General features: G+C 69.1%; 22 protein-coding genes, 1 tRNA gene and 1 riboswitch. Of the genes, 19 read left to right on the forward strand and 4 right to left on the reverse strand.

Going from position 1 to position 21,533, the window contains the following annotated elements; translation table 11 throughout:
- Nucleotides 1-22: 22 nt before the first annotated feature.
- The 4 genes from ASC81_RS22315 to mutM form a co-directional block, all read right to left on the reverse strand.
- Entirely contained in the window at nucleotides 23-1,789 is a 1,767-nt protein-coding gene (locus ASC81_RS22315) for a methyl-accepting chemotaxis protein (RefSeq protein ID WP_056272288.1), read from the reverse strand.
- Between the two features lie 76 nt (nucleotides 1,790-1,865).
- A complete protein-coding gene (locus ASC81_RS22320) occupies nucleotides 1,866-2,168 on the reverse strand; it encodes a hypothetical protein (RefSeq protein ID WP_056272291.1) in 303 nt (100 codons plus the stop codon).
- Nucleotides 2,169-3,188 carry an A/G-specific adenine glycosylase gene (gene mutY, locus ASC81_RS22325; RefSeq protein WP_056272294.1) on the reverse strand — a complete coding sequence of 340 codons (1,020 nt, stop codon included), beginning with the start codon at nucleotides 3,186-3,188 and terminating at the stop codon, nucleotides 2,169-2,171.
- Complete coding sequence (mutM, locus tag ASC81_RS22330; protein ID WP_056272297.1) at nucleotides 3,173-3,991, reverse strand: bifunctional DNA-formamidopyrimidine glycosylase/DNA-(apurinic or apyrimidinic site) lyase; 819 nt, start codon at nucleotides 3,989-3,991, stop codon at nucleotides 3,173-3,175. The genes mutY and mutM overlap by 16 nt, the downstream gene beginning before the upstream one ends.
- Before the next feature lie 195 nt (nucleotides 3,992-4,186).
- Between mutM and ASC81_RS22335 the strand changes: the two genes are divergently transcribed.
- From ASC81_RS22335 to ASC81_RS22425, 19 genes are all read left to right on the forward strand, one after another.
- A complete protein-coding gene (locus tag ASC81_RS22335; protein ID WP_056272300.1) occupies nucleotides 4,187-5,923 on the forward strand; it encodes a tetratricopeptide repeat protein in 1,737 nt (578 codons plus the stop codon).
- The gene (locus ASC81_RS22340) at nucleotides 5,920-6,432 is read left to right on the forward strand and encodes an outer membrane lipoprotein LolB (RefSeq protein WP_056272304.1); all 513 of its coding nucleotides are present in this window, start codon (nucleotides 5,920-5,922) and stop codon (nucleotides 6,430-6,432) included. The genes ASC81_RS22335 and ASC81_RS22340 overlap by 4 nt, the downstream gene beginning before the upstream one ends.
- Nucleotides 6,429-7,346: a 4-(cytidine 5'-diphospho)-2-C-methyl-D-erythritol kinase gene (gene ispE, locus ASC81_RS22345; RefSeq protein WP_056272306.1), complete on the forward strand. Its 918-nt coding sequence runs from the start codon at nucleotides 6,429-6,431 to the stop codon at nucleotides 7,344-7,346. The genes ASC81_RS22340 and ispE overlap by 4 nt, the downstream gene beginning before the upstream one ends.
- 40 nt (nucleotides 7,347-7,386) lie before the next feature.
- Nucleotides 7,387-7,463, forward strand: a tRNA-Gln gene (locus ASC81_RS22350).
- 65 nt (nucleotides 7,464-7,528) lie between these two features.
- Nucleotides 7,529-8,491: a ribose-phosphate pyrophosphokinase gene (locus tag ASC81_RS22355; protein WP_056272308.1), complete on the forward strand. Its 963-nt coding sequence runs from the start codon at nucleotides 7,529-7,531 to the stop codon at nucleotides 8,489-8,491.
- 146 nt (nucleotides 8,492-8,637) lie between these two features.
- Nucleotides 8,638-9,258, forward strand: coding sequence for a 50S ribosomal protein L25/general stress protein Ctc (locus ASC81_RS22360; RefSeq protein ID WP_056272539.1), 621 nt, complete (start codon nucleotides 8,638-8,640; stop codon nucleotides 9,256-9,258).
- Nucleotides 9,259-9,469: 211 nt separating this feature from the next.
- Complete coding sequence (gene pth / locus ASC81_RS22365) at nucleotides 9,470-10,102, forward strand: aminoacyl-tRNA hydrolase (RefSeq protein WP_056272310.1); 633 nt, start codon at nucleotides 9,470-9,472, stop codon at nucleotides 10,100-10,102.
- The gene (locus ASC81_RS22370) at nucleotides 10,099-10,503 is read left to right on the forward strand and encodes a hypothetical protein (RefSeq protein ID WP_056272312.1); all 405 of its coding nucleotides are present in this window, start codon (nucleotides 10,099-10,101) and stop codon (nucleotides 10,501-10,503) included. Before pth ends, ASC81_RS22370 begins: the two co-directional genes overlap by 4 nt.
- A riboswitch (cobalamin riboswitch) is annotated at nucleotides 10,499-10,731 on the forward strand. Its footprint overlaps the gene before it by 5 nt.
- Nucleotides 10,732-10,808: 77 nt before the next feature.
- Entirely contained in the window at nucleotides 10,809-12,674 is a 1,866-nt protein-coding gene (locus tag ASC81_RS22375; protein WP_056272315.1) for a TonB-dependent receptor domain-containing protein, read from the forward strand.
- Nucleotides 12,674-13,222, forward strand: coding sequence for a bifunctional adenosylcobinamide kinase/adenosylcobinamide-phosphate guanylyltransferase (gene cobU / locus ASC81_RS22380; protein ID WP_056272320.1), 549 nt, complete (start codon nucleotides 12,674-12,676; stop codon nucleotides 13,220-13,222). The genes ASC81_RS22375 and cobU overlap by 1 nt, the downstream gene beginning before the upstream one ends.
- Complete coding sequence (locus ASC81_RS22385; protein ID WP_056272323.1) at nucleotides 13,215-14,069, forward strand: ABC transporter substrate-binding protein; 855 nt, start codon at nucleotides 13,215-13,217, stop codon at nucleotides 14,067-14,069. The genes cobU and ASC81_RS22385 overlap by 8 nt, the downstream gene beginning before the upstream one ends.
- On the forward strand, nucleotides 14,069-15,049 hold the full coding sequence (locus ASC81_RS22390; RefSeq protein ID WP_056272326.1) for an iron ABC transporter permease: 981 nt from the start codon (nucleotides 14,069-14,071) through the stop codon (nucleotides 15,047-15,049). The genes ASC81_RS22385 and ASC81_RS22390 overlap by 1 nt, the downstream gene beginning before the upstream one ends.
- 172 nt (nucleotides 15,050-15,221) lie before the next feature.
- On the forward strand, nucleotides 15,222-15,980 hold the full coding sequence (locus ASC81_RS22395; RefSeq protein WP_056272328.1) for an ABC transporter ATP-binding protein: 759 nt from the start codon (nucleotides 15,222-15,224) through the stop codon (nucleotides 15,978-15,980).
- On the forward strand, nucleotides 15,977-17,269 hold the full coding sequence (locus ASC81_RS22400) for a cobyrinate a,c-diamide synthase (protein WP_056272332.1): 1,293 nt from the start codon (nucleotides 15,977-15,979) through the stop codon (nucleotides 17,267-17,269). The genes ASC81_RS22395 and ASC81_RS22400 overlap by 4 nt, the downstream gene beginning before the upstream one ends.
- A gap of 3 nt (nucleotides 17,270-17,272) precedes the next feature.
- Nucleotides 17,273-17,842, forward strand: coding sequence for a cob(I)yrinic acid a,c-diamide adenosyltransferase (gene cobO / locus ASC81_RS22405; protein WP_056272334.1), 570 nt, complete (start codon nucleotides 17,273-17,275; stop codon nucleotides 17,840-17,842).
- A gap of 2 nt (nucleotides 17,843-17,844) precedes the next feature.
- The gene (locus ASC81_RS22410) at nucleotides 17,845-18,174 is read left to right on the forward strand and encodes a DUF1636 domain-containing protein (RefSeq protein WP_056272338.1); all 330 of its coding nucleotides are present in this window, start codon (nucleotides 17,845-17,847) and stop codon (nucleotides 18,172-18,174) included.
- A gap of 17 nt (nucleotides 18,175-18,191) precedes the next feature.
- Nucleotides 18,192-19,103: an adenosylcobinamide-phosphate synthase CbiB gene (gene cbiB, locus ASC81_RS22415; RefSeq protein WP_156392356.1), complete on the forward strand. Its 912-nt coding sequence runs from the start codon at nucleotides 18,192-18,194 to the stop codon at nucleotides 19,101-19,103.
- Nucleotides 19,100-20,086, forward strand: coding sequence for an aminotransferase class I/II-fold pyridoxal phosphate-dependent enzyme (locus tag ASC81_RS22420; protein WP_056272343.1), 987 nt, complete (start codon nucleotides 19,100-19,102; stop codon nucleotides 20,084-20,086). The genes cbiB and ASC81_RS22420 overlap by 4 nt, the downstream gene beginning before the upstream one ends.
- On the forward strand, nucleotides 20,083-21,525 hold the full coding sequence (locus ASC81_RS22425; protein ID WP_056272345.1) for a cobyric acid synthase: 1,443 nt from the start codon (nucleotides 20,083-20,085) through the stop codon (nucleotides 21,523-21,525). Before ASC81_RS22420 ends, ASC81_RS22425 begins: the two co-directional genes overlap by 4 nt.
- Nucleotides 21,526-21,533: the final 8 nt, after the last annotated feature.

A 21,533-nucleotide genomic window follows, 5' to 3' on the forward strand; every position in this document is an offset into this window, starting at 1 on the left:
GTTGCCGTAGCGCTAACAGGCCCTAAAAGGTCTCCCAGTCGCCCTCGCCGCCGCCGGGGGCAGCAGCCGCGGCCCTGGGGGCCGGCGCAGCCACCGCCGGCGCCGGCCGGGGCTGCGCGGCAGGTTTGGGCGCCGTCGCTCTTGCAACCGGCTTGTGCACGGGCGGCCTGGTTGCTGCCACGGGACGAAGTGCCGCCTTGTGTGCGCTACGGCCCGTCGCCGCGCCCGCATCAACGCGGAACGCCGACACCGCCTCGTTGAGCTTGGCCGTCTGCATCCGCATGCTTTCCGCCGCCGCTGCTGTCTGCTCGACGAGCGCGGCGTTCTGCTGTGTGGCCTGATCGAGCTGGTTGACGGCGGCATTGATCTGGCCGACGCCCTCGCTCTGCTCGCGGCTGGACACCGTGATCTCGCCGACCAGGTCGGTCACCTTGCGCACCTCGTTGACCATCTGGCCGATGGTCTCGCGGGCGGCCAGGACCTGGGCGCTGCCGCTCTCCACCTTGGAGACGCTGTCGCCGATGAGGCTCTTGATTTCCTTGGCCGCTTCGGCGCTGCGCTGGGCCAGCAGGCGCACCTCGCCGGCCACGACCGCGAAACCGCGGCCTTGCTCCCCCGCGCGAGCTGCCTCCACCGCGGCGTTCAGCGCCAGGATGTTGGTCTGGAAGGCGATGCCGTCGATGGTGCCGATGATGTCGGCGATCTTGCGGCTGGACGTGGAGATGCCGTCCATCGTCGTGACGACCTCGCCCACGGCGACACCGCCCGCGCCGGCGACTTCGGAGGCATGGTTGGCGAGTTGATCGGCCTGGCGCGCGTTGTCGGCGTTGGCCCTGATCTGCGCCGCCATCTGCTCGACCGAGGCGGCCGTCTGCTCCAGGCTGGAGGCCTGGCTCTCGGTGCGCGCCGACAGGTCGGCATTGCCCTGGGCGATCTCGGCGGCGGCCACGCTGAGCTGGTCGCAGCCCTGGCGCACGCCCGACACCATGCGCGCCAGGTTCTGCGTCATCTCGTCCAGCATGGTCAGCAGCTGGCCAAGCTCGTCGCGCGAGCTGCTGTGAAGACGCTGGGTCAGGTCGCCGCCCGCCACCGCCTTGACGGCGTCGGAGGCCCGCTTGACGGGGCCGGTGATCGAGCGCGTGATGGCCAGCGCCGCCAACACACCGATGACCAGGCCCACCGCCGAAGCGACGCCGAAGATCAACAGCACGCGGCGATAGGCGCTCTCGGCGGCGGCGGCCGTCGCGGCGGCCAGCCTCTCGTTGTAGTCCCACCATTTGCTGACGTTCTCACGCAGCGGCAGGAAGGTGCTGCGCGCGGCGCCGGCGCTCATCTCGCGGGCGGCTGTGCCCTGGGTTGGGTCCGACGCGCTGTCGTCGGACGCCTTGAGCAATTTCTCCTGCCCCGCCAGATACGCCTCGACACCCTGGCTGACCGTCTTCAGCCACGCGCCGTCTTCGTCGTCGGCCACGTGCAGCGCATAGTCCTTCAGGCGCTGGCGGACGTCCTCACGGATCTTGGCGAGCTGGCTACCGATCGCCTTCTTGTCCTTGTCGTCGTCGGTCAGGATGTGCTGCTGCTCCAGCCGCCGTGCGTCCGCTATGCCGCCGTCGATCTGATGAATGATGCGCAGCGACGGCAGGATGTTCTCGGGGTAGTACTCGACGTAGTGGTTGAGCGACTTCGTCAACAGCGCCCCGACGCCCGCCATCGCAAGCAACAGTGCCAGCAGGACAGCGAATGCAAGGCCGAGGCGCGATCCAACGCGCAGATTCTTCAGAGCATCCATGGCAGTCCCCATCGTTATGCGGACAACTTTGCCCCTTTCACCCCACACAGGCAATGCGGGGCAGACACCCGTTTTGTCAACTTTCCGACATCTCGGACTCACCCAGCAGCATGGCGAGAAGTACGGCCGTTCCGAGCGGGAAAAACAGCAGTACGGCCACCAGCCATGGCCAGAACGAGCGGCCGGTGCGCCGCACCAACTGCATCATGAAGACGACGTGCATCGCGCCGCTGACCACCAGTCCCAGGGCCATCAACGTCATGCGCGCCGGGGAAGGGTCCGGCTCGTTGGCGCCGCTGATCAGTTGCCAAAGACACAGGCCCACCGCCAGCAGGCTGATCAGCGCGTACTCGACACCGCTCTTGACTTCGGTCTTCATTCAACTTTCCTCGATCAACTTCTTCAGCGGCGCGGGCAGCGCGTAGTCGGCAAGTTTCTCTCGCGTGACCCAGGTGCCCGCAGGTAGGTTTCCCTCAGGACCAGTGGCGCGCATGGTGTGCAGCACCCAGTCGAAATGGGTCAGGGCATGCTGTATGCGCGGCAGCGTCTCCAGGCTGGCATCGGGCAGCGCCGCGCGGGCGCTGGCTTCGTCGTCGAACATGGGCAGCGTCCAAAGCCCCGCCCAGACGCCCGTCGAGGGCCGCTGCTGCAGCAACACCTGGCCCCCGGACTTCTCCAGCCACAGCCACCAGTTCTCGCGCCGGCCGCGCTTGAGCTTGCGCGTCTTGACCGGGTAGCGCGTCGGGTCACCCTCCTGCTGGCCGCGGCACAGCGGCTGCACAGGGCACAGCAGGCAGTTCGGCGAGCGTGTGCCGCACACCGTGGCGCCCAGGTCCATCAGGCCCTGGGTGTAGCGGCCCACGTCGCGCTCGGGCAGCAGGGCGGTCGCGTGGTTCCACAGCTTTTTCTCGGACGCGCTGCTGGCCAGGTCGCCGTCGAAGGCAAGCACGCGCGACAGCACGCGCTTGACGTTGCCGTCCAGGATGGCCACGCGCTCGCCGAAGCAGAAGGCCGCGATGGCTGCGGCAGTCGAGCGGCCGATGCCCGGCAGCGTCTGCAGCCCGACAGCCGTGGACGGGAATTCGCCGCCATGAAGTTCAGCCACAGCCCGCGCGCAGGCATGGAGATTTCGCGCGCGGCTGTAGTAGCCCAGCCCCGCCCATTGCGCCAACACTTCGTCAAGCGACGCCGCGGCCAGGTCGGTGACCTTGGGCCAGCGCGCCAGGAAGCGCTCGTAGTAGCCCAGCACCGTGACGACCTGGGTCTGCTGCAACATGATTTCGGACAGCCAGACGCGGTAGGGGTCGCGCGTGTTCTGCCAGGGCAGCGTGTTGCGGCCATGGCGGCGCTGCCAAGCGACGACAGTCTTGCCGAAGTCGTCGATCAGCGCTTCTGACATTGCGGGCAGAAGAAGGTGGAGCGCTGGCCCTGCACGATGCGCTTGATTCCCGTGCCGCAGCGCCGGCAGGGCTGACCTTCGCGGCCATAGACCTGGGCCTGCATCTGGAAGCTGCCTGCCACGCCGTGCGCGTCGCGGAAGTCGCGCAGCGTCGTGCCACCGGCCTCCAGCGCCTGGCCGAGCACCGTCCGCACCGCGATGGCCAATTTTTCGGCGCGCGGGCGGCTGAGCTTGCCAGCGGGCAGGCGCGGGTCGATGCCGGCCATGAAGAGCGCCTCGCAGGCGTAGATGTTGCCGGCGCCGACGACGATGTCGCCTGCCAGCAGCGCCTGCTTGATGGCCACCCGTCGGCCGCTGAGCGCCGCATGCAGGTGCAGCCCGTCGAATCGATCATCGAACGGCTCCAGGCCCAGGCCGCCAAGCAGGCTGGCCACCGGTTCGGCGTCCAGCGCAGCACCCCAGACAACGGCGCCGAAGCGGCGCGGGTCGGTCAGCCGCAGCAGGCCGCGGTCGGTGTGCAGGTCGAAATGGTCGTGCACGCCCGCGGCTGGCGTGGTGTCGAGAAAGGCCAGCGACCCCGACATGCCCAGATGCATCAGCAAGCCGCCTCGCTCCTCCAGCGGCAGCCACAAATATTTACCGCGTCTTTGCGTGCTGCCGACTCGGCTGCCGAGCAGCGTTTCCGGGTCGATGCCGAGGGGCCAGCGCAGGGGTTTTCCCAGGCGCAGACCGGTCACCCGGGCCCCCTGGATGGCACCAGCAAAGCTGCGGCGCGTGACTTCGACTTCAGGTAACTCGGGCATTGGACGGAAATCATAATCAGCGGAAATGCTGAGCAGGTTCCGAGCGAGTACGCGCGCCCGGGTGTGGGATGCAGCGCAAGGCGCAAAGCGCAGACATAGCGTGCTATGGCGAGCATTTGCAACGCCGCGATGCGCCCACAGCCGGGATGCGCGTGCCGTAAGGGGCCTGCTCAGCATTTCCTAACCGGAGCCCGAATGCCCTTGCCTAAACGTCGCGTGATCGCCGCCGCCCTGCTGTTGGCGCTGCAAGCCCACGCTCAAGACGCCACTCCGGCCACGCCTGCCGAGCCGCCGACCCGCTCGGCCATGGACGCGCCCCTCTTCTATCAGCTGCTGATCGGCGAGATCGAGTTGCAGAACGGCCAGGCGGGCGTCGCCTTCCAGGTGCTGCTGGACGCGGCGCGCCGCACGGCCGACGAAGAGCTGTTCAAGCGCGTCGTCAACATCGCCATCCAGGCTCGCGCTGGAGACCAGGCCCTGCAGGCCTCACGCGCCTGGTCAGAAACCATACCCACGTCGGTAGACGCCCTGCAAAGCACCGTGCAGCTGCTGGCGCTGATGAACAAGCCCGCCGAGGTGGCGCAACCGCTGGCCACGCTGCTGCGCATTGCGCCGGTGCCGCAGCGACCGGGCTTCATCCTGGCGCTGCCGCGCCTGTTCCAGCGCTCGCCCGATCCCAAATCTGTGCTCGCCGCGCTGAGGCCGGTGCTGCAGGTCCAGACCGGCCCGCTCAAGCCCCCCGCTCTGTACACCGAGGCCCGCCTGTCCATCAACGCTGGCGAGAACGGCAGGGCGCTGGCACTCACCCGCGAGCTGGACAAGGCGCTGCCCGACAGTGACGACACGATGCAGCTCGCCGTCGACCTGCTGCCCAGCGCACCGCAGGCAGAGAGCCTGATCACCGCCCGTCTTGAGAAAAAGCCCGACCAGCATGCGGTTCGCCAGGCCTATGCCCGCGCGTTGATCCAGGCGCAGCGGCCGGCCGACGCCGCGCGCGAGTTCCGCCTGCTGACCGAGACGACGCCCGACAACCCCGCGCCCTGGCTGGCCCTGGGCGCCATCGAGCTGGAACTCAAGCAGCCCGCTGCCGCCGAAACGGCGCTTCGTGAGGGCCTCAAGCGCCTGGACACGCCGGCCTCGGGCACCGATGCCGAGATCAAGGCGCGCATCGATGGCCGCCAGCAGGCCTGGCTGATGCTGTCGCAGGCCGCCGAGCAACGCGGCGACCTCAAGGCGGCCGAGGCAGCGCTGCAGAAGGTCGATGGCCGCGGTCTGGACGTGCGCTTCCGCCGCGCCAGCCTGCTGGCCCGCCAAGGCAAGCTGCCCGAGGCGCGCAAGCTGCTGCAGCCCGGCCCGGACGCGAGCGAAACAGACGCACGTGCCACGCTGCTGGCCGAGGCCCAATTGATGCGGGAACAGCGGGACTACGCGGCCTCGCTGGCCGTGCTGAAGACCGCCACGGCGCGCTTCCCGACCGATCCCGACCTGATCTACGAGCAGGCCATGATGACCGAGAAGATCGGCAGCTTCGACGAGATGGAGGCGCTGCTCCGCAAGGTCATCGAGATCAAGCCCGACTACCACCATGCCTACAACGCGCTGGGCTATTCGCTGGCCGAGCGCAATCTGCGCCTGCCGGAGGCCAAGCAGCTCATCGAACAGGCGCTCAAGCTCGCGCCGAACGAGCCCTTCATCGTCGACAGCCTCGGCTGGGTCGAGTTCCGCCTGGGCAACCTGGCCGAAGCCACCAAGCTGCTGAAGCAGGCCCACGCGGGCCGGCCCGACACCGAGATCGCTGCCCATCTCGGCGAGGTGCTGTGGGCCAGCGGCGCCCAGGACGAAGCCCGTCGCGTCTTCGCCGAGGCCGCCCAGCGCGACCCCGCCAACGAGGCGCTGCGCGAGACCCTGGACCGGCTGAAGGTCAAGCCGTGAGGTTCGCCGCCGCCTTCCTCGCGCTGGTACTGACCGGCTGCGCCCAGCTTCCACAAACACCGCCACCCGGCAACGAGACCCGCCTGAGCGGGCGCATCAGCGTGACGGTGGCCGGCAACGTGCACAACCGCGGTACCGGCGGCGCGGCCAGCTTCGAGCTGTTCGGCGGTCCGCAGGCCGGGCGGCTGGAGCTGACATCGCCGCTGGGCTCACTGGTGGCGCGCGCCAGCTGGCAACCCGGCCGCGTCACGCTGCAGACGCCAGACGAAGAGCGCCGCTTCGACGACCTCGACGCGCTGACACGTGAGCTGCTCGGCGAGCCCGTGCCGGTGGCCGCGCTGTTCGACTGGTTGAAGGCCCGCCCCTGGCCGGCCGCGCCCCATCAGGCGGCGCCGGGTGGCTTCGAGCAACTGGGCTGGCGCATCGAGCCCAAGCTGCCGGTCCTCGTCGCGACGCGCCTCGCCGAACCCACGGTGACGCTGCGCGCGAAGCTGGATACGGGCGAATGAAGGCCCTGCACGACCTCGCCGCGCCGGCCAAGCTCAACCTCTTCCTGCACGTCGTCGGCAAGCGGCCCGACGGTTATCACCTGCTGCAATCCCTCTTCGTGCTGATCGACTGGGCCGACACGCTGCACGTGGAGCGCCGCGACGACGGCCGGCTCGCGCGCCATGACGTGCTGGGCGGCGACCTGCCGGCGGACGACCTCTGCCTGCGCGCGGCCAGGCTGCTGCAAACCGAGACCGGCTGCGCACTCGGCGCTGACATCCATCTGGAAAAGCGCCTGCCCGCTGGCGCCGGCATGGGCGGCGGCTCGTCGGATGCAGCGACCACGCTGTTGGCGCTGAACCGGCTGTGGGACCTGCGCCTGCCGCTGGACCGGCTGATGGCGCTGGGCCTCAAGCTCGGCGCCGACGTGCCTTTCTTCCTCGGCGGCGGGCCGGCCTTCGTCGAGGGCATCGGCGAAGTCCTGCATCCGCTGACCCTGCCCGACCAGCGCTTCGCCGTCATCAAAGGCCCGACGGGGCTGGCGACCAAGGACATCTTTTCAAGCCCGCTCTTGGCACGGAGCGAAAACCTGGCTATAGTCGCGGGCTTTCCCGCCCTGGCTGGAACTGCAGAAAAGCTTGTCACCGGTTTCGGTCCTGACTTCGGTCGGAATGACCTACAACCAGCAGCCGAGTCGATCAGCAGTGAAGTGCGAGACGCGTTGGCCCTGATGTCGAAGCAATTCGGCAACGCCCGGATGACGGGCTCGGGAGCCGCCGTGTTTTCAGTGCTCGCCGGGAACGGAGAAGATGGCAAGGACGACCAGTCCCTGGCGACATTGCTTCAGGCCCAAGCTAAGGATGGGGCTGAAGGGTGGACCGGTCGAATTTGCCGCAGCATGGCCCAACACCCGCTCGCGGGCTGGGCTGGCTGATCAGGTTTATAGGGTTCGGCCGCTCGGCCGGGTCCTGTGTAGGGGAGTCGCCAAGTTGGTCAAGGCATCGGATTTTGATTCCGACATGCGAGGGTTCGAGTCCTTCCTCCCCTGCCAAATGTTTTCTGTAATTCGCTGAACCGGCTTGCGCTTCAGCGAGCCACTGACACCAGAGGCTCCCAGTGCTGCTCAACACGGTTCTCTTCACCGGCAACGCGAACCCGGTCCTCTCCCAGGAAATGGCGACCCATCTCGGCCTCGAGCTGGGCAAGGCAGTGGTCGGCCGTTTCTCGGACGGCGAAGTGGCCGTCGAGATCCAGCAGAACGTGCGTGCGCGTGACGTCTTCGTCATCCAGCCGACCTGCGCGCCGACCAACGAGAACCTGATGGAGCTGCTGATCATGGCGGACGCGCTCAAGCGCTCCAGCGCCCGTCGCATCACGGCCGTCATCCCCTACTACGGCTACGCCCGCCAGGACCGCCGCCCGCGCTCCACCCGCGTGCCCATCTCGGCCAAGGTCGTCGCCAACCTGCTGGAAACCGTCGGTGTCGAGCGCGTGCTGACGATGGACCTGCACGCCGACCAGATCCAGGGCTTCTTCGACATCCCGGTCGACAACATCTACGCGTCGCCGGTGCTGCTGTCGGACCTGAAGAGCCGTAACTATCAAGACCTGGTGGTCGTTTCGCCCGACGTCGGCGGCGTCGTGCGCGCCCGCGCGCTGGCCAAGCAGCTCGGCTGCGACCTGGCCATCATCGACAAGCGCCGCCCCGCCGCCAACGTGTCCGAAGTGATGCACGTCATCGGCGAGATCGATGGCCGCAACTGCGTGATCATGGACGACATGATCGACACCGCCGGCACGCTCGTGAAGGCGGCCGAGGTGCTGAAGGCACGCGGCGCCAAGAGCGTCTTCGCCTATTGCACCCACCCCATCCTGTCCGGCCCGGCCATCGAGCGCATTGCCGGTTCGCAGCTGGATGAGGTCGTCATCACCAACACCATTCCGCTGACCGACGCGGCCAAGGCCTGCAAGAAGATCCGCCAGCTGTCGGTGGCCTTCCTGTTTGCCGAAACCATCCGCCGTATTTCCGACGGTGAGTCGGTCACTTCCCTCTTCTCGGAACAAAACAACAATTTCTAGCCAGTCCGAGTAGGGTCCCTCCCGCAAGCGGGGCCCTCCCTTTCCTCCGAACAGAACAACAACTTCTGAGCGGAAACCATGCCGTCGCAAGACGGCTTTTTCAAACGGCGCCTGGTCGCGGGTGCCGTTCTCTTTTGGAGAAAACCATGAAGTTTGTCGCTTTTGAGCGCAAGTTGCAGGGGACCGGAGCGAGCCGCCGCCTGCGAGTGGCCGGCAAGGTGCCGGGCATTGTTTTTGGCGCCGGTGAGCCCGTCATGATCGAACTCGATCACAACGCGCTGTTCCACGCCCTCAAGAAGGAAGCCTTCCACAGCACGCTGCTGGAGATGGAACTGGCTGGCGCCACCACGCAAGTGCTGCTGCGCGATTTCCAGATGCACCCCTACAAGCCGCAAGTTCTGCACTGCGACTTCCAGCGCGTCGACGCCACGACCAAGATCACGAAGAAGGTGCCCCTGCACTTCATCGGTGAAGAAACGTCGCCGGCCGTCAAGCTCGACCACTGCACGGTCAACCACGTCGTGACCGAGCTGCTGATCAGCTGCCTGGCCCAGCAACTGCCCGAGTTCATCGAGGTGGATCTGTCCGGCATGACCAAGGGCCACTCGCTGCACGTCAACGACGTCAAGCTGCCTGCGGGCGTCAAGGTCGTCACGCACGGCAAGCCCAACCCCGTCATCGCGACGCCGGTTGAGCCCGTGGCCGAAGAAGTCATCGTCGCCGCCGCCCCGGCCGCCGACGACGGCAAGAAGAAGAAGAAGAAGTAATTCCCGCTGGCCGCGCGCCAAGCTAAAGGGCTCCCATCGGGAGCCCTTTTTGTTTTTGCGGGCCGAGCGCCGGGCCGCTCCCAAGCCGGCCCGCCTTGGGCGATGTGCTTGCGGCTCGATGCCGCGAGCATCGCCGTCCCCTCGGGGGACCGACCAGGCGCGCCCGCGTTCAGCGGGCGTGACTGGGCGAGGGGCCTCGATAATCCGCGCCATGATTCGCTTGCTTGTCGGCCTGGGCAACCCGGGTGCTGAATACGAAGACACTCGCCACAACGCCGGCTTTTGGTGGATTGACGGGCTGGCGCGCGGCCTCAAAACGAGCCTGCAGCCCGACAAGGCCTATCACGGCCTCGTGGCGCGCGTGAATGGCGCACCCGGCGCGAGCGGCCCGATCTGGCTGCTCGAACCCATGACCTACATGAACCTCTCCGGCAAGTCGGTGGCTGCGCTGGCACGCTTCTTCAAGATCGCGCCCGAGGAGATCCTCGCCATCCACGACGAGCTGGACCTGCCGCCCGGCGAGATGAAGTTCAAGAAGGGCGGCGGCAATGGCGGCCACAACGGATTGAAGGACATGCAGGCCCAGCTCGGCAGCGGCGACTTCTGGCGGCTGCGCTTGGGGATAGGCCACCCCGGCCACAAGGACGAAGTCGCCGGCTATGTGCTGAGCAAGCCGCCGCTGGCCGAGCGCCAGGCGGTGGAGGACTGCATCGACAAGAGCTACGGCGCCGTCGAGCTGATGCTGCGCGGCGAGATGGACAGGGCCCTGGCCAAAATTCACGCGAAACCGCCGCGGCCCAAACTACCCAAGCCCCAGCCGCCAGGAGAAACTCCGGCGCCATGAAGCCCCTGTTGCTGGCCCTGACCCTCGGCACCGCCCTGCCCGCCGTCGCGCAGACCGAGGTGCGGCGCGCCCAGGTCTACCGCTGCGGCGCCGACGGCCGCGACCTGCGCGATTCGCCGTGCCCCAACGGCAGCGCAGCCGGCAGCAACGTCGACTACGACCAACCCAGCGCTTCGGACAGCCGGGCCGCGCGCGAGCGCCATCTGGCCGAGGCCAAGCAGGCCGCGGCCTTGTCGCAGGCCCGGCGGGCCAGCGAAGCTGAAGGGCGCCGGCAGCGCAGCCAGGCGGTCGGCCTGCAGGCGCTGCCGCCGGCCGCGCAGGCGGCCAGCGGTCCCCTCGTCACGACGATCAAGCCGCCGAAGACTGTCAAACCCAAAAAGCCCGGCGACAGCGGCCGATAGAATCCGCGCCGTTGGTGCTCGCTACCGGTCTCAAGCCGGCGGCAGTTCAACGGGAATCAGGAGGGCGGACCACACCGTGGCGAACCTAACCTGAGCTGTCCCCGCAACGGTAAGTGGACGAGGCCTCGCCTCTCTGTTCAACCAACAAACCACTGGTGCGAAAGCGCTGGGAAGGTGTTGAACGGCGTTCCATCAGCCCGGATACCGGCCAACGACGGGGCCGCCGCGCGCATTCGCCAGGTGGCCGTTTTTCAGCCTTGCTGCGGGGGTCAGTGCGGCTGAGCGTTCGTTTGCGTTCCTCTTTCATGTCCCATTCCCTCCTCGCGGCCCGTCGGTCGCTGTTCGCCCTGGCCGCGATGGCGCTGGCCTCGTCTGCCCAAGCCCAGAACAAGCTGGATACCGTCGTCACCACGGCCACGCGCTCACCCCAGAAACTGTCGGAAGTGCTGGCCGACCTGACCGTCATCACCCGCGCCGACATCGAACGCCAGGCCGCCGCCAGCGTGGCCGACCTGCTGCGCAACAACGGCTGCGCGGAGATGGTCCGCAACGGCGGGGCTGCCGCGTCGACCTCGCTGTTCCTGCGTGGCGCCGACACGCGCCACACCCTCGTCCTCGTCGACGGCGTGCGCATGGATTCGCAGGCCAGCAGCGGCGCCAGCTGGCAGGGCATTCCCATTGCCCAGGTCGAGCGCATCGAGGTGCTGAAGGGCCCGGCCAGCGCCATCTATGGCTCCGACGCCGTCGGCGGCGTCGTTCAGATCTTCACCCGCAAGGCTGGCGGCAAGATCAGCGCCGACTTCGGCGTCGCGCTCGGCAATCTGGCCACGCGCAAGGTCGATGGCGGCCTGTTCGGCAGCGCCGGCATCGTCGACTTCGCCTTCACGCTGGCCGGCGAGGAGAGCGATGGCTTCAATGCCACCACGCCGGACAGCGCCTTCAGCTATGTCCCCGACCGCGATGGCTGGCGCAAGTACCAGGGCACCGCCCGCATCGGCGCCCAACTGGCCGAAGGGCACCGCGCCGAACTCATTTTCATCAAGAACCACGCCAACGGTCAGTACGACGGCTCCCGGTCGCGCCCGCTGGTGGACGACCGCACGCTGCAGGACACCAATGCCCAGCGACTCGCCTGGACGGCGCAATGGGCGCCTGCCCTGCAAACCCAGCTGAGCTTAGGCCAGTCACGCGACCGCTACGAAACGTCGCCCTCGCCGTATCTGACCGACACGCACGTGCGCAATCTCGCGCTGACCGGTTCCTACCAGATCGCCAAGGGCCAGCAGATCAACTTCCAGGGCGAGCGCATCGAGGACGAACTGCAGAACAGCGGTCTCGTGACCTCTGGCGTCGGCAAGCGCCACCGCAATGCCCTGGGTGCCGGCTATCTGCTCAATGCTGGCGCCTTCAGCTTGCAGGCCCACGCGCGGCACGACGACGACAGCGAGTTCGGCGCTGTGGGAACCGGCACGCTGCTGGCCGGCTACGAGATCGCCGCCGGCCTGCGCATCGTCGGTTCGGTGGGCAACGCCTTCCGTGCGCCGACCCTCTACCAGCAGGGCACTGTCTACGGCCCCGACCTCAGCAAGCCCGGTGTCAAGCCGCTCGACGCGGAGCGCGGCCGCAATGTCGAGGTGGGCCTGAAATACGGCAACGCCGACAGCGAGTTAACGGCCACTGCCTATCGCAACCGCATCAGCAACCTCATCGTCTTCGGCGCGGCGGGCAGTTGCAACAGCGCCTTCGGCTGCTACCAGAACGTGTCGGCAGCGCGCCTGCAGGGCCTGAGCCTGGCCGGCAACACCAAGCTCGGCAGCGTCACGCTGCGCGCCACGATGGATTTCCAGAAGCCCACCGACGCAAGCACCGGCCTGCTGCTCGCCCGGCGCGCAAAGCGCCTGGGCACGCTCGGCGCCGACACGGCGCTGGGCGATTGGCTGCTGGGTGCCACCGTGCAAGCCTCGGGCCACCGCTTCGACAACGCGGCCAACACTCGCGGCTTGAGTGGCTATGCACTGCTGAATTTCAACGCCCAGTACAAGCTCGGCCGCGATCTCAAGCTGCAGTTGAACCTGGACAACGCCTTCGACCGTGAGCACACCACCGCCTACGGTTTCGCTTCGGCGCCGCGCACCGTGCTGGTCTCCCTGCGCTGGAGCCCCACCCTCTGATGAGTGCCCACGAGCTCATCGTCGGCGGCCAGCGCAGCGGCAAGTCGCGACAGGCCGAGAGGCTGGCGCTGCGCTGGCCGGGCCGGGTCGTCGTCGTCGCGACGGCATTGGCAGCCGACGAGGAGATGCGGGCGCGCATCGATCACCACCGCGCTGCGCGGCCCACGCGCTTCGACACCATCGAAGCGCCGTTGCACCTCGGCGCGGCCCTTCGGCAAACCGACGACGCGGGCACCCTGGTCGTCGTCGACTGCCTGACGCTGTGGCTCGTCAACTGGCTGATGCCGATGCACAGCGCACCCGACGCGGCGGGCTGGCAGGCCGAGCGCACCGCGCTGCTGGCCCTGCTGCCGCGGCTGGCCTCACGGGTCGTCTTCGTCTCCAACGAGGTCGGCTGGGGCGTGTCGCCGCTCGGGCGCGAGGTGCGCCACTACGTCGATGAACTGGGCCGCCTGAACCAGGACATCGCGAGCCTGTGCGGCCGGTTGACACTGATGGTCGCGGGCCGGGCCTGGACGCGGCCCATCGAGGATTCAGACGATGCTTGAACGTTTCTTCGCGCTGCTGCTCGCGGTCGCACTGCCGGCCTCGGCTGTCGAAATCAAGGACGACCTCGGCCACACCACCACGCTCGCCGCAACGCCGCAACGCGTCGTCAGCCTGCTGCCGTCGCTGACCGAGACCGTCTGCGAACTGGGCGCCTGCAACAGGCTGGTGGGCGTGGACCGCTATTCCAACTTCCCGGCACAAGTGAACGCCCTGCCCAAGCTCGGCGGCATGGAAGACACCAATGTCGAGATGATCGCGGCGCTCAAGCCTGACGTGGTGCTGGTGGCCGTGTCCTCGCGCGTCGCCGAACGGCTGCGGGCGCTGGGCATGAAGGTCATCGCGCTGGAGCCGCGCAGCTACCGCGATGTGCAGCGCGTGCTCGGCATCATCGGCCAGGTGCTGGGCGTGCCGGATGCGCAGCGCGTCTGGCGCCACATCGAAGCCGGCGTCGCCGCAGCCGCCAGCAGCGTGCCACCTGCGGCGCGCGGCATGCGTGTCTATTACGAAGTCGCCAGCGGCCTGTACGCGGCCGGCACCGTCTCCTTCATGGGCGAGACGCTGGCTCGCTTGGGCGCCGGCAACATCATCCCGCCCGACCTTGGCCCCTTCCCCAAGATCAACGCCGAGTTCGTCGTCAAGGCCAACCCGGCCCTGATCATGATCGGCCAGCGCGGCTCCGAGGGGCTGACGCAGCGCCCCGGCTGGGACCGCATCGACGCCATCAAGCGCGGCCGCATCTGCATCTTCAAAGCCGAGGAAGGCGACATCCTGGCCCGCCCCGGCCCGCGCATGGCCGAGGCTGCGCAGATCATGGCCAGGTGTCTTCGCGAGAAGGCAGCGTCCTGATGAACCTGCGCCCCCGCCTGCTGCTCGCACTGCTGTTCGCCGTGGGCGTTGGCGGCGTGCTGGCCGGCGTGCTCATCGGCAGCACCGGCTGGGCCGACCTGGGCGACGACAGCATGAGCGTCATCCTGTGGGAAATCCGCCTGCCCCGCTCGCTCGGCGCGTGGTGCGCCGGTGCTCTGCTCGGCATGGCCGGCGCGATGGCGCAAGGCCTGTTCCGCAATCCGCTGGCCGACCCTTATCTGCTGGGCAGCGCGTCGGGCGCCGGCCTGGCAGTCGCCATCGCGCTGGCGCTGACGGGCATCTCGCCGCAGACGTCTTCGCTGCTCGCCCATGTCGGCCTGACCGGCATCGCCTTCATCGGCACGCTGGTCGGCGTGGGCCTGACCCTCATCCTCGCGCGCGGCGTGGAGCAGACGCTGCGCCTGCTGCTGGCCGGCGTGGTCGTCGGCGTCGTGCTGAACGCGCTCACGGGTCTGGCCACGCTCTGGGCGCCGGACATCCTGCGTGCCATGCAGGCCTTCCTGCTCGGCAACACCGGCCTGCTGGGCTGGAGCAGCGTCACGGTGATGGTGGCCTGCGCTGCGGTGGCGCTGGTCATCGGCCTGCTGGCCAGCCCGGCGCTGGATGCGTTGACGTTGGGCGAGGCCACCGCAGCGTCGCTGGGCATTCGCATGGGGCTGATGCGGCTGGCCTTGATCTGCGCGTTTGCGCTGGCCACCGGCGCGGCCGTGGCGCAGACCGGCATCGTCGCCTTTGTCGGCCTGGTCGCGCCCCACCTGGTACGCGCGCTGTGCCCGATGCTGCATGGCCGCTTGATCGTCATGTCGGCAGCCGCCGGCGGCGCTTTGCTGCTGGCGGCGGACGTGCTGGCGCGTGCGCTGATCCGGCCTCAGGAGCTGCCCGTGGGTCTGGTGACGGCGTTGCTTGGCGGCGTCTACCTGCTCGTGCTGATGCATCGCCGTGGAGCCCCCAAGAGATGAGGCCCCTCGCCCAGTCTCGCCCTGCTGAACGCGGGCGAGCCCGGTCGGTCCCCCGGGGGGACGGCGATGCTTGCGGCATTGAGCCGCAAGCACATCGCCCAACGCGGGCCGGCTTGGGAGCGGCCCGGCGCTCGGCCCGCAAACGCCGTGCACTTCGGAGCGGACTGATCAAATGAATGCGCTGCAAGCCCGCATCGAGCGCGTGCGCATCGACGGCCGCGACCTCATCAGCGACATCGAGCTGACGATTCCGCAAGCTCGCTGGACGGCCATCGTCGGTCCCAATGGCGCCGGCAAGTCGACGCTGCTGCGCGCCATTGCCGGCTTGCAACGGTATGACGGGTCCGTGCAACTGGCGGGTAAGCCGCTGACCGAATGGCCGTCCCGCGAACGCGCCCGCCAGCTCGCCTGGATGGGCCAGCAGGAGACCGGCGCCGACGACCTGACCGCCCACGACGTCGTCATGCTCGGCCGCCTGCCGCACCGCCCCTGGCTGGCGCCGCCTACAGACGCCGACCATGCCGCCGTGCAGGCCGCCATGGCCTCCACGCAGAGCTGGGCGTGGCGCGAACGCCGCCTGGGCTCGCTGTCCGGCGGCGAGCGCCAGCGCGTGCTGCTGGCGCGCGTGCTGGCGGTCGACGCGCCGCTGACGCTGATGGACGAGCCGCTCGCCCACCTGGACCCGCCCCACCAGGCCGACTGGATGGCGCTGGCGCGCACGCGCGTCGCCGCTGGTCACAGTGTCGTCAGCGTGCTGCACGAGCTGCACCTGGCGCTACAGGCCGACCACCTCGTGCTGATGGCCGACGGCCAGATCGTGCACACCGGCGCGCCGGCCGACGCAGCCACGCACGACGCGCTTCGGCGAGTCTTCGGCCCCAGCCTTCACATTGCACAGATCGAAGGGCGCTGGGTCGCCCTGCCCTTATGACGAACAGTTGCGCCGCCCTCTTGATCAGCGCTCCGGCCTCCGGCGCGGGCAAGACCAGCATCACCGCGGCCATCGCCCGCAGCCACGCGCGGCGCGGCCGGCGCGTGCGCGTCTTCAAGACCGGGCCGGACTTTCTCGACCCCAGCATCCTGGAACGCGCCAGCGGCGCACCGGTCTACCAGCTCGACCTGTTCATGGGTGGCTTCTCGCATTGCCAGTCGCTGCTGGCGCGGGCGGCGGCCGAGGCCGACCTCATCCTTGTCGAAGGCGTCATGGGCCTGTTCGACGGCGCCCCCAGCAGCGCCGACTTGGCCGCCGCCTTCGGGCTGCCCGTCGTCTGCGTCATCGACGCCTCGGCCATGGCCCAGACCTTCGCGGCGCTGGCCACGGGCCTGCAACGGTTCCGGCCCGAGCTGCATCACTGCGGCGTCATCGCCAACCGCATCGGCAGCGCCGCGCATGGCCGCATGGTGGGCGAAGGCCTGCCCGCCGACCTGCCGCTGATCGCCGCATTGGCGCGCGAGCCCCGGCTCATCCTGCCGGAGCGTCACCTCGGCCTGGTGCAGGCACTGGAGCAGCCGGGGCTGGACGCCCAGCTCGACGCCTGGGCCGACGCCTGGGAGGCCGGGCTGCGGCCGGGACTGGCCTTCAGGCCTTTGAGCTTCGAGGACATCGCCGAGCCCGCGCTCCCACGTCTGCTGGCAGGCCGTCGCATCGCCATCGCCCGCGACGCCGCCTTCGGTTTCATCTACCCGGCCAATGTGGACCTGTTGCGCGCGCTCGGCGCCGAGTTGGTGTTCTTCTCACCGCTGCGCCACGAAGCACTCCCCGCCTGTGACGCGGTCTGGCTGCCCGGCGGCTATCCGGAGCTGCATGCCGAGAAGCTCGGCGCCCATCCGACCCTGGCCACCGAGCTGGCCGCCCACATCGCTTCGGCCAAGCCGCTGCTGGCGGAATGCGGCGGGATGCTGGCGCTGTTGGACACGTTGACCGACGCCACCGGCGAAACCCACCGCATGGCAGGCCTGCTGCCTGGCCGCGCCCATGTGCAGCATCGCTTGGCTGCACTGGGCCTTCAGGCTATAGCCTGGCCCGAAGGCCCGTTGCGCGGCCACAGCTATCACTACTCGACGCTGGAGACCTCGCTCGTGCCCATCGCGCGGGCGAGCAACCCCAATGGCGGCCAGACCGCCGAGGCCGTCTACCAGCACGGCTCGCTGCGCGCGAGCTACGTGCATCACTACTTCCCGTCCAACCCCGAGGCCATTGCCGCCTTCTTCAAGGGCTGACCCATGGAAATCGAGAAACCTCCCGTCGACCGCGAACGCGTCATTCCCAGCGGCGAGCGCCGCGGCCTGGTGATCGTGCACACCGGCGACGGCAAGGGCAAGAGCACCGCCGCCTTCGGCCTGGCACTGCGGGCGCATGGCCGCGGCAAGCCGGTGCGCATCTACCAGTTCATGAAGGTGCCCAGCGCCCGCTTCGGCGAGCACCGCGTGTTCGAGCAGCTCGGCGTGCCCATCGAAGGCCTGGGCGACGGCTTCTCGTGGAAGAGCAAGGACCTGGCGCACTCCGCCGAGCTGGCCCGCGAGGGCTGGGGGCGCGCCCAATCGCTGATCCGCGCGGGGGATCATTTCCTCATCGTGCTGGACGAGATCATGTATCCGCTGCGCTACGGCTGGCTGGCGCTGGACGAGGTGCTGGCCTGCCTGCGCGAGCGCCCGCCGCACGTGCATGTGGTGCTGACCGGCCGCGGCGCACCGGCCGAGCTGATCGAGCTGGCCGACACAGTCACCGAGATGACGTTGGTCAAGCACCACTACCACGTCGGCGTGCCGGCGCAGCGGGGAATCGAGGATTGAGCGTGCTCATCATCTGCACCACCTGCGCCGACGGCCAGGGCCAGGCGCTGCTGGAGGCCGTCGAGAACGAGGTGCTGGCGCGCGACTGGGCGCTCGCCATCCGTGGCCAAGCCTGCATGGCCGCCTGCAAGCAAAGCTGCACAGTGGCGTTGCAGGCCGCGGGCAAGCACAGCTACCTGTTCGGTCAGTTGGCGTCTGACGAGGCCAGCGTCGACGCGCTGCTGGCCGTCGCTGCCCAGCATGCCGAGCCGGGTGACGGCTTGCTGGCCTGGGACCGCCGCCCCGAGCGGCTCAAAAGCGGCCTGGTGGCCCGGCTGCCGCCCCTGCGCTGATGCAAGCCGCCTCGCTCATGAGTCTGATGCTGTCGCTAGCGATGGGGGTGGCGCTGCTGGTGGACCGTCTCGGCGAGCCCCCCGCCTGGGCGCATCCGGTCGTCGGCATGGGGCGCTACCTCGGCCTGTTCAAGCTGACGCGGCTGCCGCCATCACTGGGCTTCATCACCGGCGCGCTGGCCTGGCTCGTGGGCGCCGCGCTGGTCGCGTTCATCGCCTTGTGGCTGGAGGGCTGGGTGCTGATCCTGCTGCAGCCCTGGGACTCGCCGCTGCGCCTGGTCGGCGCGGCTGCGTTGATCGGTCTGCTGCTCAAGCCGCTTCTTGCCTGGCGCATGCTGGCCGACGAAGCGCTGGCTGTGGAAACCGCCTTGGACGAATCGCTGGACGCCGGCCGCGCGCGCCTGGCCCGCATCGTCAGCCGCGATACGTCGGCGCTGACCGAGATCGAGGTGCGCGAAGCCGCCATCGAGACGCTGGCCGAGAACCTCAACGACTCCGTCATCGCCCCGCTGTTCTGGTTCGCCATCCTGGGTCTGCCGGGTGCGGCCATCTACCGCTTTGCCAACACCGCGGATGCCATGTGGGGCTACCGGGACCAGCGCGAGTGGTGCGGCAAGTGGGCGGCGCGTGCGGACGACCTGCTGTCCTGGCTGCCGGCGCGGCTCACGGCGCTGGTGCTGCTGCCCCCGTCGCTGCTGCGGCTGGTGCGCGAAGCGCGCCGCACGCCGTCGCCCAACAGCGGCTGGCCGATGGCCGCGATGGCCCTGCGGCTGGACCGGCGGTTGGCCAAGCCGGGTGTCTATGTGCTGCATGCCGGGGGCCAGGTCGTGCGGCCTGGTGATCTGCACGCCGCGCGGGCGGTCGCCCTGCAGGCGGTCATCGCAGGCGCCGCATTGATCGCGGTGCTTGCCTGGGCGCTCAGGGCATGAACCCGATGTTTTTGCCCGAGCATGGCGGGCCGGACGATGGCCTGCCGGTGGTGCACGACTTCTCCACGAACGCCAGCGCGTTCGGCCCACCGCCGGCGCTGATGCATGCGGTGCAGCGGGCCGACCGATCCTGCTACCCCGACCCGCACTACCGCGCGCTGCGCCGGCACCTCGACCGAACTGAGGGCCACGGCGAGCTGGTTTTGCCGACGGCGGGCGGCGCCGAGGGCATACGCCGCATGACGATGGCAGCCATGCTGGCCGGCCGCCGCGAGGTCTGGGTGCCGCAGCCGGGCTTTGGCGACTACACGCTGGCCGCCCAGGCGCTCGGCCTGGCCGTGCGGCCCTATGCCAGCCCGTCGGACATCCGTCCCAGCGCACCGGCCCTGGTCTGGATCTGCGAGCCGTGCAACCCGACCGGCGCCAGCGTGGCGACATGGCCTGCGCTGGACGCACTGGTCGTCGTCGACCGCGCCTATGAACCGTTGCGCCTGCAGGGCGACGCGCCCGCACCGCCACCCGGCGCCTGGCAGCTGATCTGCCCGAACAAGGCCCTGGGCCTGACCGGCGTGCGCGCGGGCTACCTCGTGGCGCCGGCCGCTGATACGGTCTGGGCGCACGCGCTGTCGCTGGCGCCGAGCTGGGTGCTGTCGGCCGAGGGTGTCGCGCTGCTGATGCAGTGGCCAAGCGACGACACGCAAGCCTGGCTGGCCAACGCACGCATCCAACTGCGGGAATGGACGGCAAGACAACGCGCACTGCTCGCCGGCCTGGACTGGCTGCAGCGCCCGAGTTGCACCAATTTCTGGCTGGTCCGCCCGCCGCGGCCGGACATCGGACTGCGGCTGCGCGAGCACGGCATCCAGTTGCGCGACGCGGCATCATTTGGCCTGCCCGGCTGGGTGCGCATCTCGGCCCAGCCACCGGCCGCCCAGCAGGCGCTGCAGCGGGCCCTGCTCGACATCGAGGGAGAAGACGCATGAGCAGCAAAGCGGTGATGGTGCTGGGCACCACCAGCGGCGCGGGCAAGAGCTGGCTGGCGACCGCGCTATGCCGCTGGTACGCGCGGCAAGGCCTCAAGGTCGCGCCGTTCAAGGCCCAGAACATGAGCAACAACGCCCGTGTCGTGCCAGGTCTGAACGGGCTGATGGGCGAGATCGGCAGCGCCCAGTACTTCCAGGCCCTGGCCGCCAACCGTGTGCCCGAGGTGCGCATGAACCCCGTGCTGCTCAAGCCCGAGGCCGACACGCAGAGCCAGGTCGTCGTGCTCGGCGAGGTGGACGCCGCGCTCTCGCGCATGCCCTGGCGCGAGCGCAGCGCGCTGCTGAAACCGCGCGCGCGGGCGGCCCTGCATGAGCTGATGGGCGAGAACGATGTCGTCGTCATCGAAGGCGCCGGCTCGCCGGCCGAGATCAACCTGGCGCCCAGCGACTATGTGAACCTCGGCACCGCGCGCGACGCCAACGCGGCCTGCCTGCTGGTCACCGACATCGACCGCGGCGGCGCCTTTGCCCACCTGTACGGCACGCACCAGCTGATGCCCGAAGACGTGCGCGGCCTCGTGCGCGGCTTCGTGCTGAACCGCTTCCGCGGCGACGCTGGCCTGCTGGCACCGGGGCCGGAGCAGCTGGAGCGCCTGACCGGCGTGCCAACCATCGCGACGCTGCCGATGTGGCGCGGCCATGGCCTGCCCGAGGAGGACGGTGTGTTCGATCACTCGGCAACCGGCAGCGGCCTGCACATCGCTGTCGTCGCCTACCCGCGCATCTCCAACCTCGACGAATTCCAGCCGCTGCGCCAGCTGCCCGGCGTGCGCCTGAGCTGGGCGCGCGAGCCCAAGGATCTGGCAGGCGCCGACTGGATCATCCTGCCCGGCTCCAAGTCCACCGCGGCCGACCTGGCCTGGCTGCGCGCGCAAAAGCTCGACGCCGCCATCAACAACCACCGTGGCCGCGTGCTGGGCATCTGCGGCGGCCTGCAGATGCTGGGCGAGGCGCTGATCGACACGCATGGCGTGGACGGCAATGCGCCGGGCCTGGGCCTGCTGCCGCTGGTCACCGTGTTCGAGACCGAGAAGCTGCTGCGCAGCGCGGAGTTCCGCTTCGCCGCGACGATGGACGGCGGTTGGCAGGCGCTGGCCGGTGTGCAGGCCGGCGGCTATGAGATCCGCCACGGCCGCACCCAGCCCCACGCCGGCCTTCCTCCACCCAAGGTTGCGCTGCGCAACGACGCGGGCGAGGCCATCGGCTGGCAGGCCGGCCAGGTGCTGGGTGTCTACGCGCACGGCCTGTTCGAGCAGCCGGCCGTGCTGCAGGCGCTGTTCGGCCACTCAGGCCGGTCACTGGATGCTGTCTTCGACGGGCTGGCAGACTTCATCGACCTGCACTTCCAGCCAGGCAAGATCGCGGGTCTGATCGACTGAAGAATCCG

This window comes from Pelomonas sp. Root405, from assembly GCF_001425165.1.
Lineage (GTDB): Bacteria > Pseudomonadota > Gammaproteobacteria > Burkholderiales > Burkholderiaceae_C > Pelomonas.

What these genes read in the sequence shown, in the direction of transcription:
- ASC81_RS22315 (WP_056272288.1), bottom strand. Translation starts at nt 1,789, where the DNA reads ATGGATGCTCTGAAGAATCTGCGCGTTGGATCGCGCCTCGGCCTTGCA.
- ASC81_RS22320 (WP_056272291.1), bottom strand. Translation starts at nt 2,168, where the DNA reads ATGAAGACCGAAGTCAAGAGCGGTGTCGAGTACGCGCTGATCAGCCTG.
- mutY (WP_056272294.1), bottom strand. Translation starts at nt 3,188, where the DNA reads ATGTCAGAAGCGCTGATCGACGACTTCGGCAAGACTGTCGTCGCTTGG.
- mutM (WP_056272297.1), bottom strand. Translation starts at nt 3,991, where the DNA reads ATGCCCGAGTTACCTGAAGTCGAAGTCACGCGCCGCAGCTTTGCTGGT.
- ASC81_RS22335 (WP_056272300.1), top strand. Translation starts at nt 4,187, where the DNA reads ATGCCCTTGCCTAAACGTCGCGTGATCGCCGCCGCCCTGCTGTTGGCG.
- ispE (WP_056272306.1), top strand. Translation starts at nt 6,429, where the DNA reads ATGAAGGCCCTGCACGACCTCGCCGCGCCGGCCAAGCTCAACCTCTTC.
- ASC81_RS22360 (WP_056272539.1), top strand. Translation starts at nt 8,638, where the DNA reads ATGAAGTTTGTCGCTTTTGAGCGCAAGTTGCAGGGGACCGGAGCGAGC.
- pth (WP_056272310.1), top strand. Translation starts at nt 9,470, where the DNA reads ATGATTCGCTTGCTTGTCGGCCTGGGCAACCCGGGTGCTGAATACGAA.
- ASC81_RS22370 (WP_056272312.1), top strand. Translation starts at nt 10,099, where the DNA reads ATGAAGCCCCTGTTGCTGGCCCTGACCCTCGGCACCGCCCTGCCCGCC.
- ASC81_RS22375 (WP_056272315.1), top strand. Translation starts at nt 10,809, where the DNA reads ATGTCCCATTCCCTCCTCGCGGCCCGTCGGTCGCTGTTCGCCCTGGCC.
- cobU (WP_056272320.1), top strand. Translation starts at nt 12,674, where the DNA reads ATGAGTGCCCACGAGCTCATCGTCGGCGGCCAGCGCAGCGGCAAGTCG.
- ASC81_RS22385 (WP_056272323.1), top strand. Translation starts at nt 13,215, where the DNA reads ATGCTTGAACGTTTCTTCGCGCTGCTGCTCGCGGTCGCACTGCCGGCC.
- ASC81_RS22390 (WP_056272326.1), top strand. Translation starts at nt 14,069, where the DNA reads ATGAACCTGCGCCCCCGCCTGCTGCTCGCACTGCTGTTCGCCGTGGGC.
- ASC81_RS22395 (WP_056272328.1), top strand. Translation starts at nt 15,222, where the DNA reads ATGAATGCGCTGCAAGCCCGCATCGAGCGCGTGCGCATCGACGGCCGC.
- ASC81_RS22400 (WP_056272332.1), top strand. Translation starts at nt 15,977, where the DNA reads ATGACGAACAGTTGCGCCGCCCTCTTGATCAGCGCTCCGGCCTCCGGC.
- cobO (WP_056272334.1), top strand. Translation starts at nt 17,273, where the DNA reads ATGGAAATCGAGAAACCTCCCGTCGACCGCGAACGCGTCATTCCCAGC.
- cbiB (WP_156392356.1), top strand. Translation starts at nt 18,192, where the DNA reads ATGAGTCTGATGCTGTCGCTAGCGATGGGGGTGGCGCTGCTGGTGGAC.
- ASC81_RS22420 (WP_056272343.1), top strand. Translation starts at nt 19,100, where the DNA reads ATGAACCCGATGTTTTTGCCCGAGCATGGCGGGCCGGACGATGGCCTG.
- ASC81_RS22425 (WP_056272345.1), top strand. Translation starts at nt 20,083, where the DNA reads ATGAGCAGCAAAGCGGTGATGGTGCTGGGCACCACCAGCGGCGCGGGC.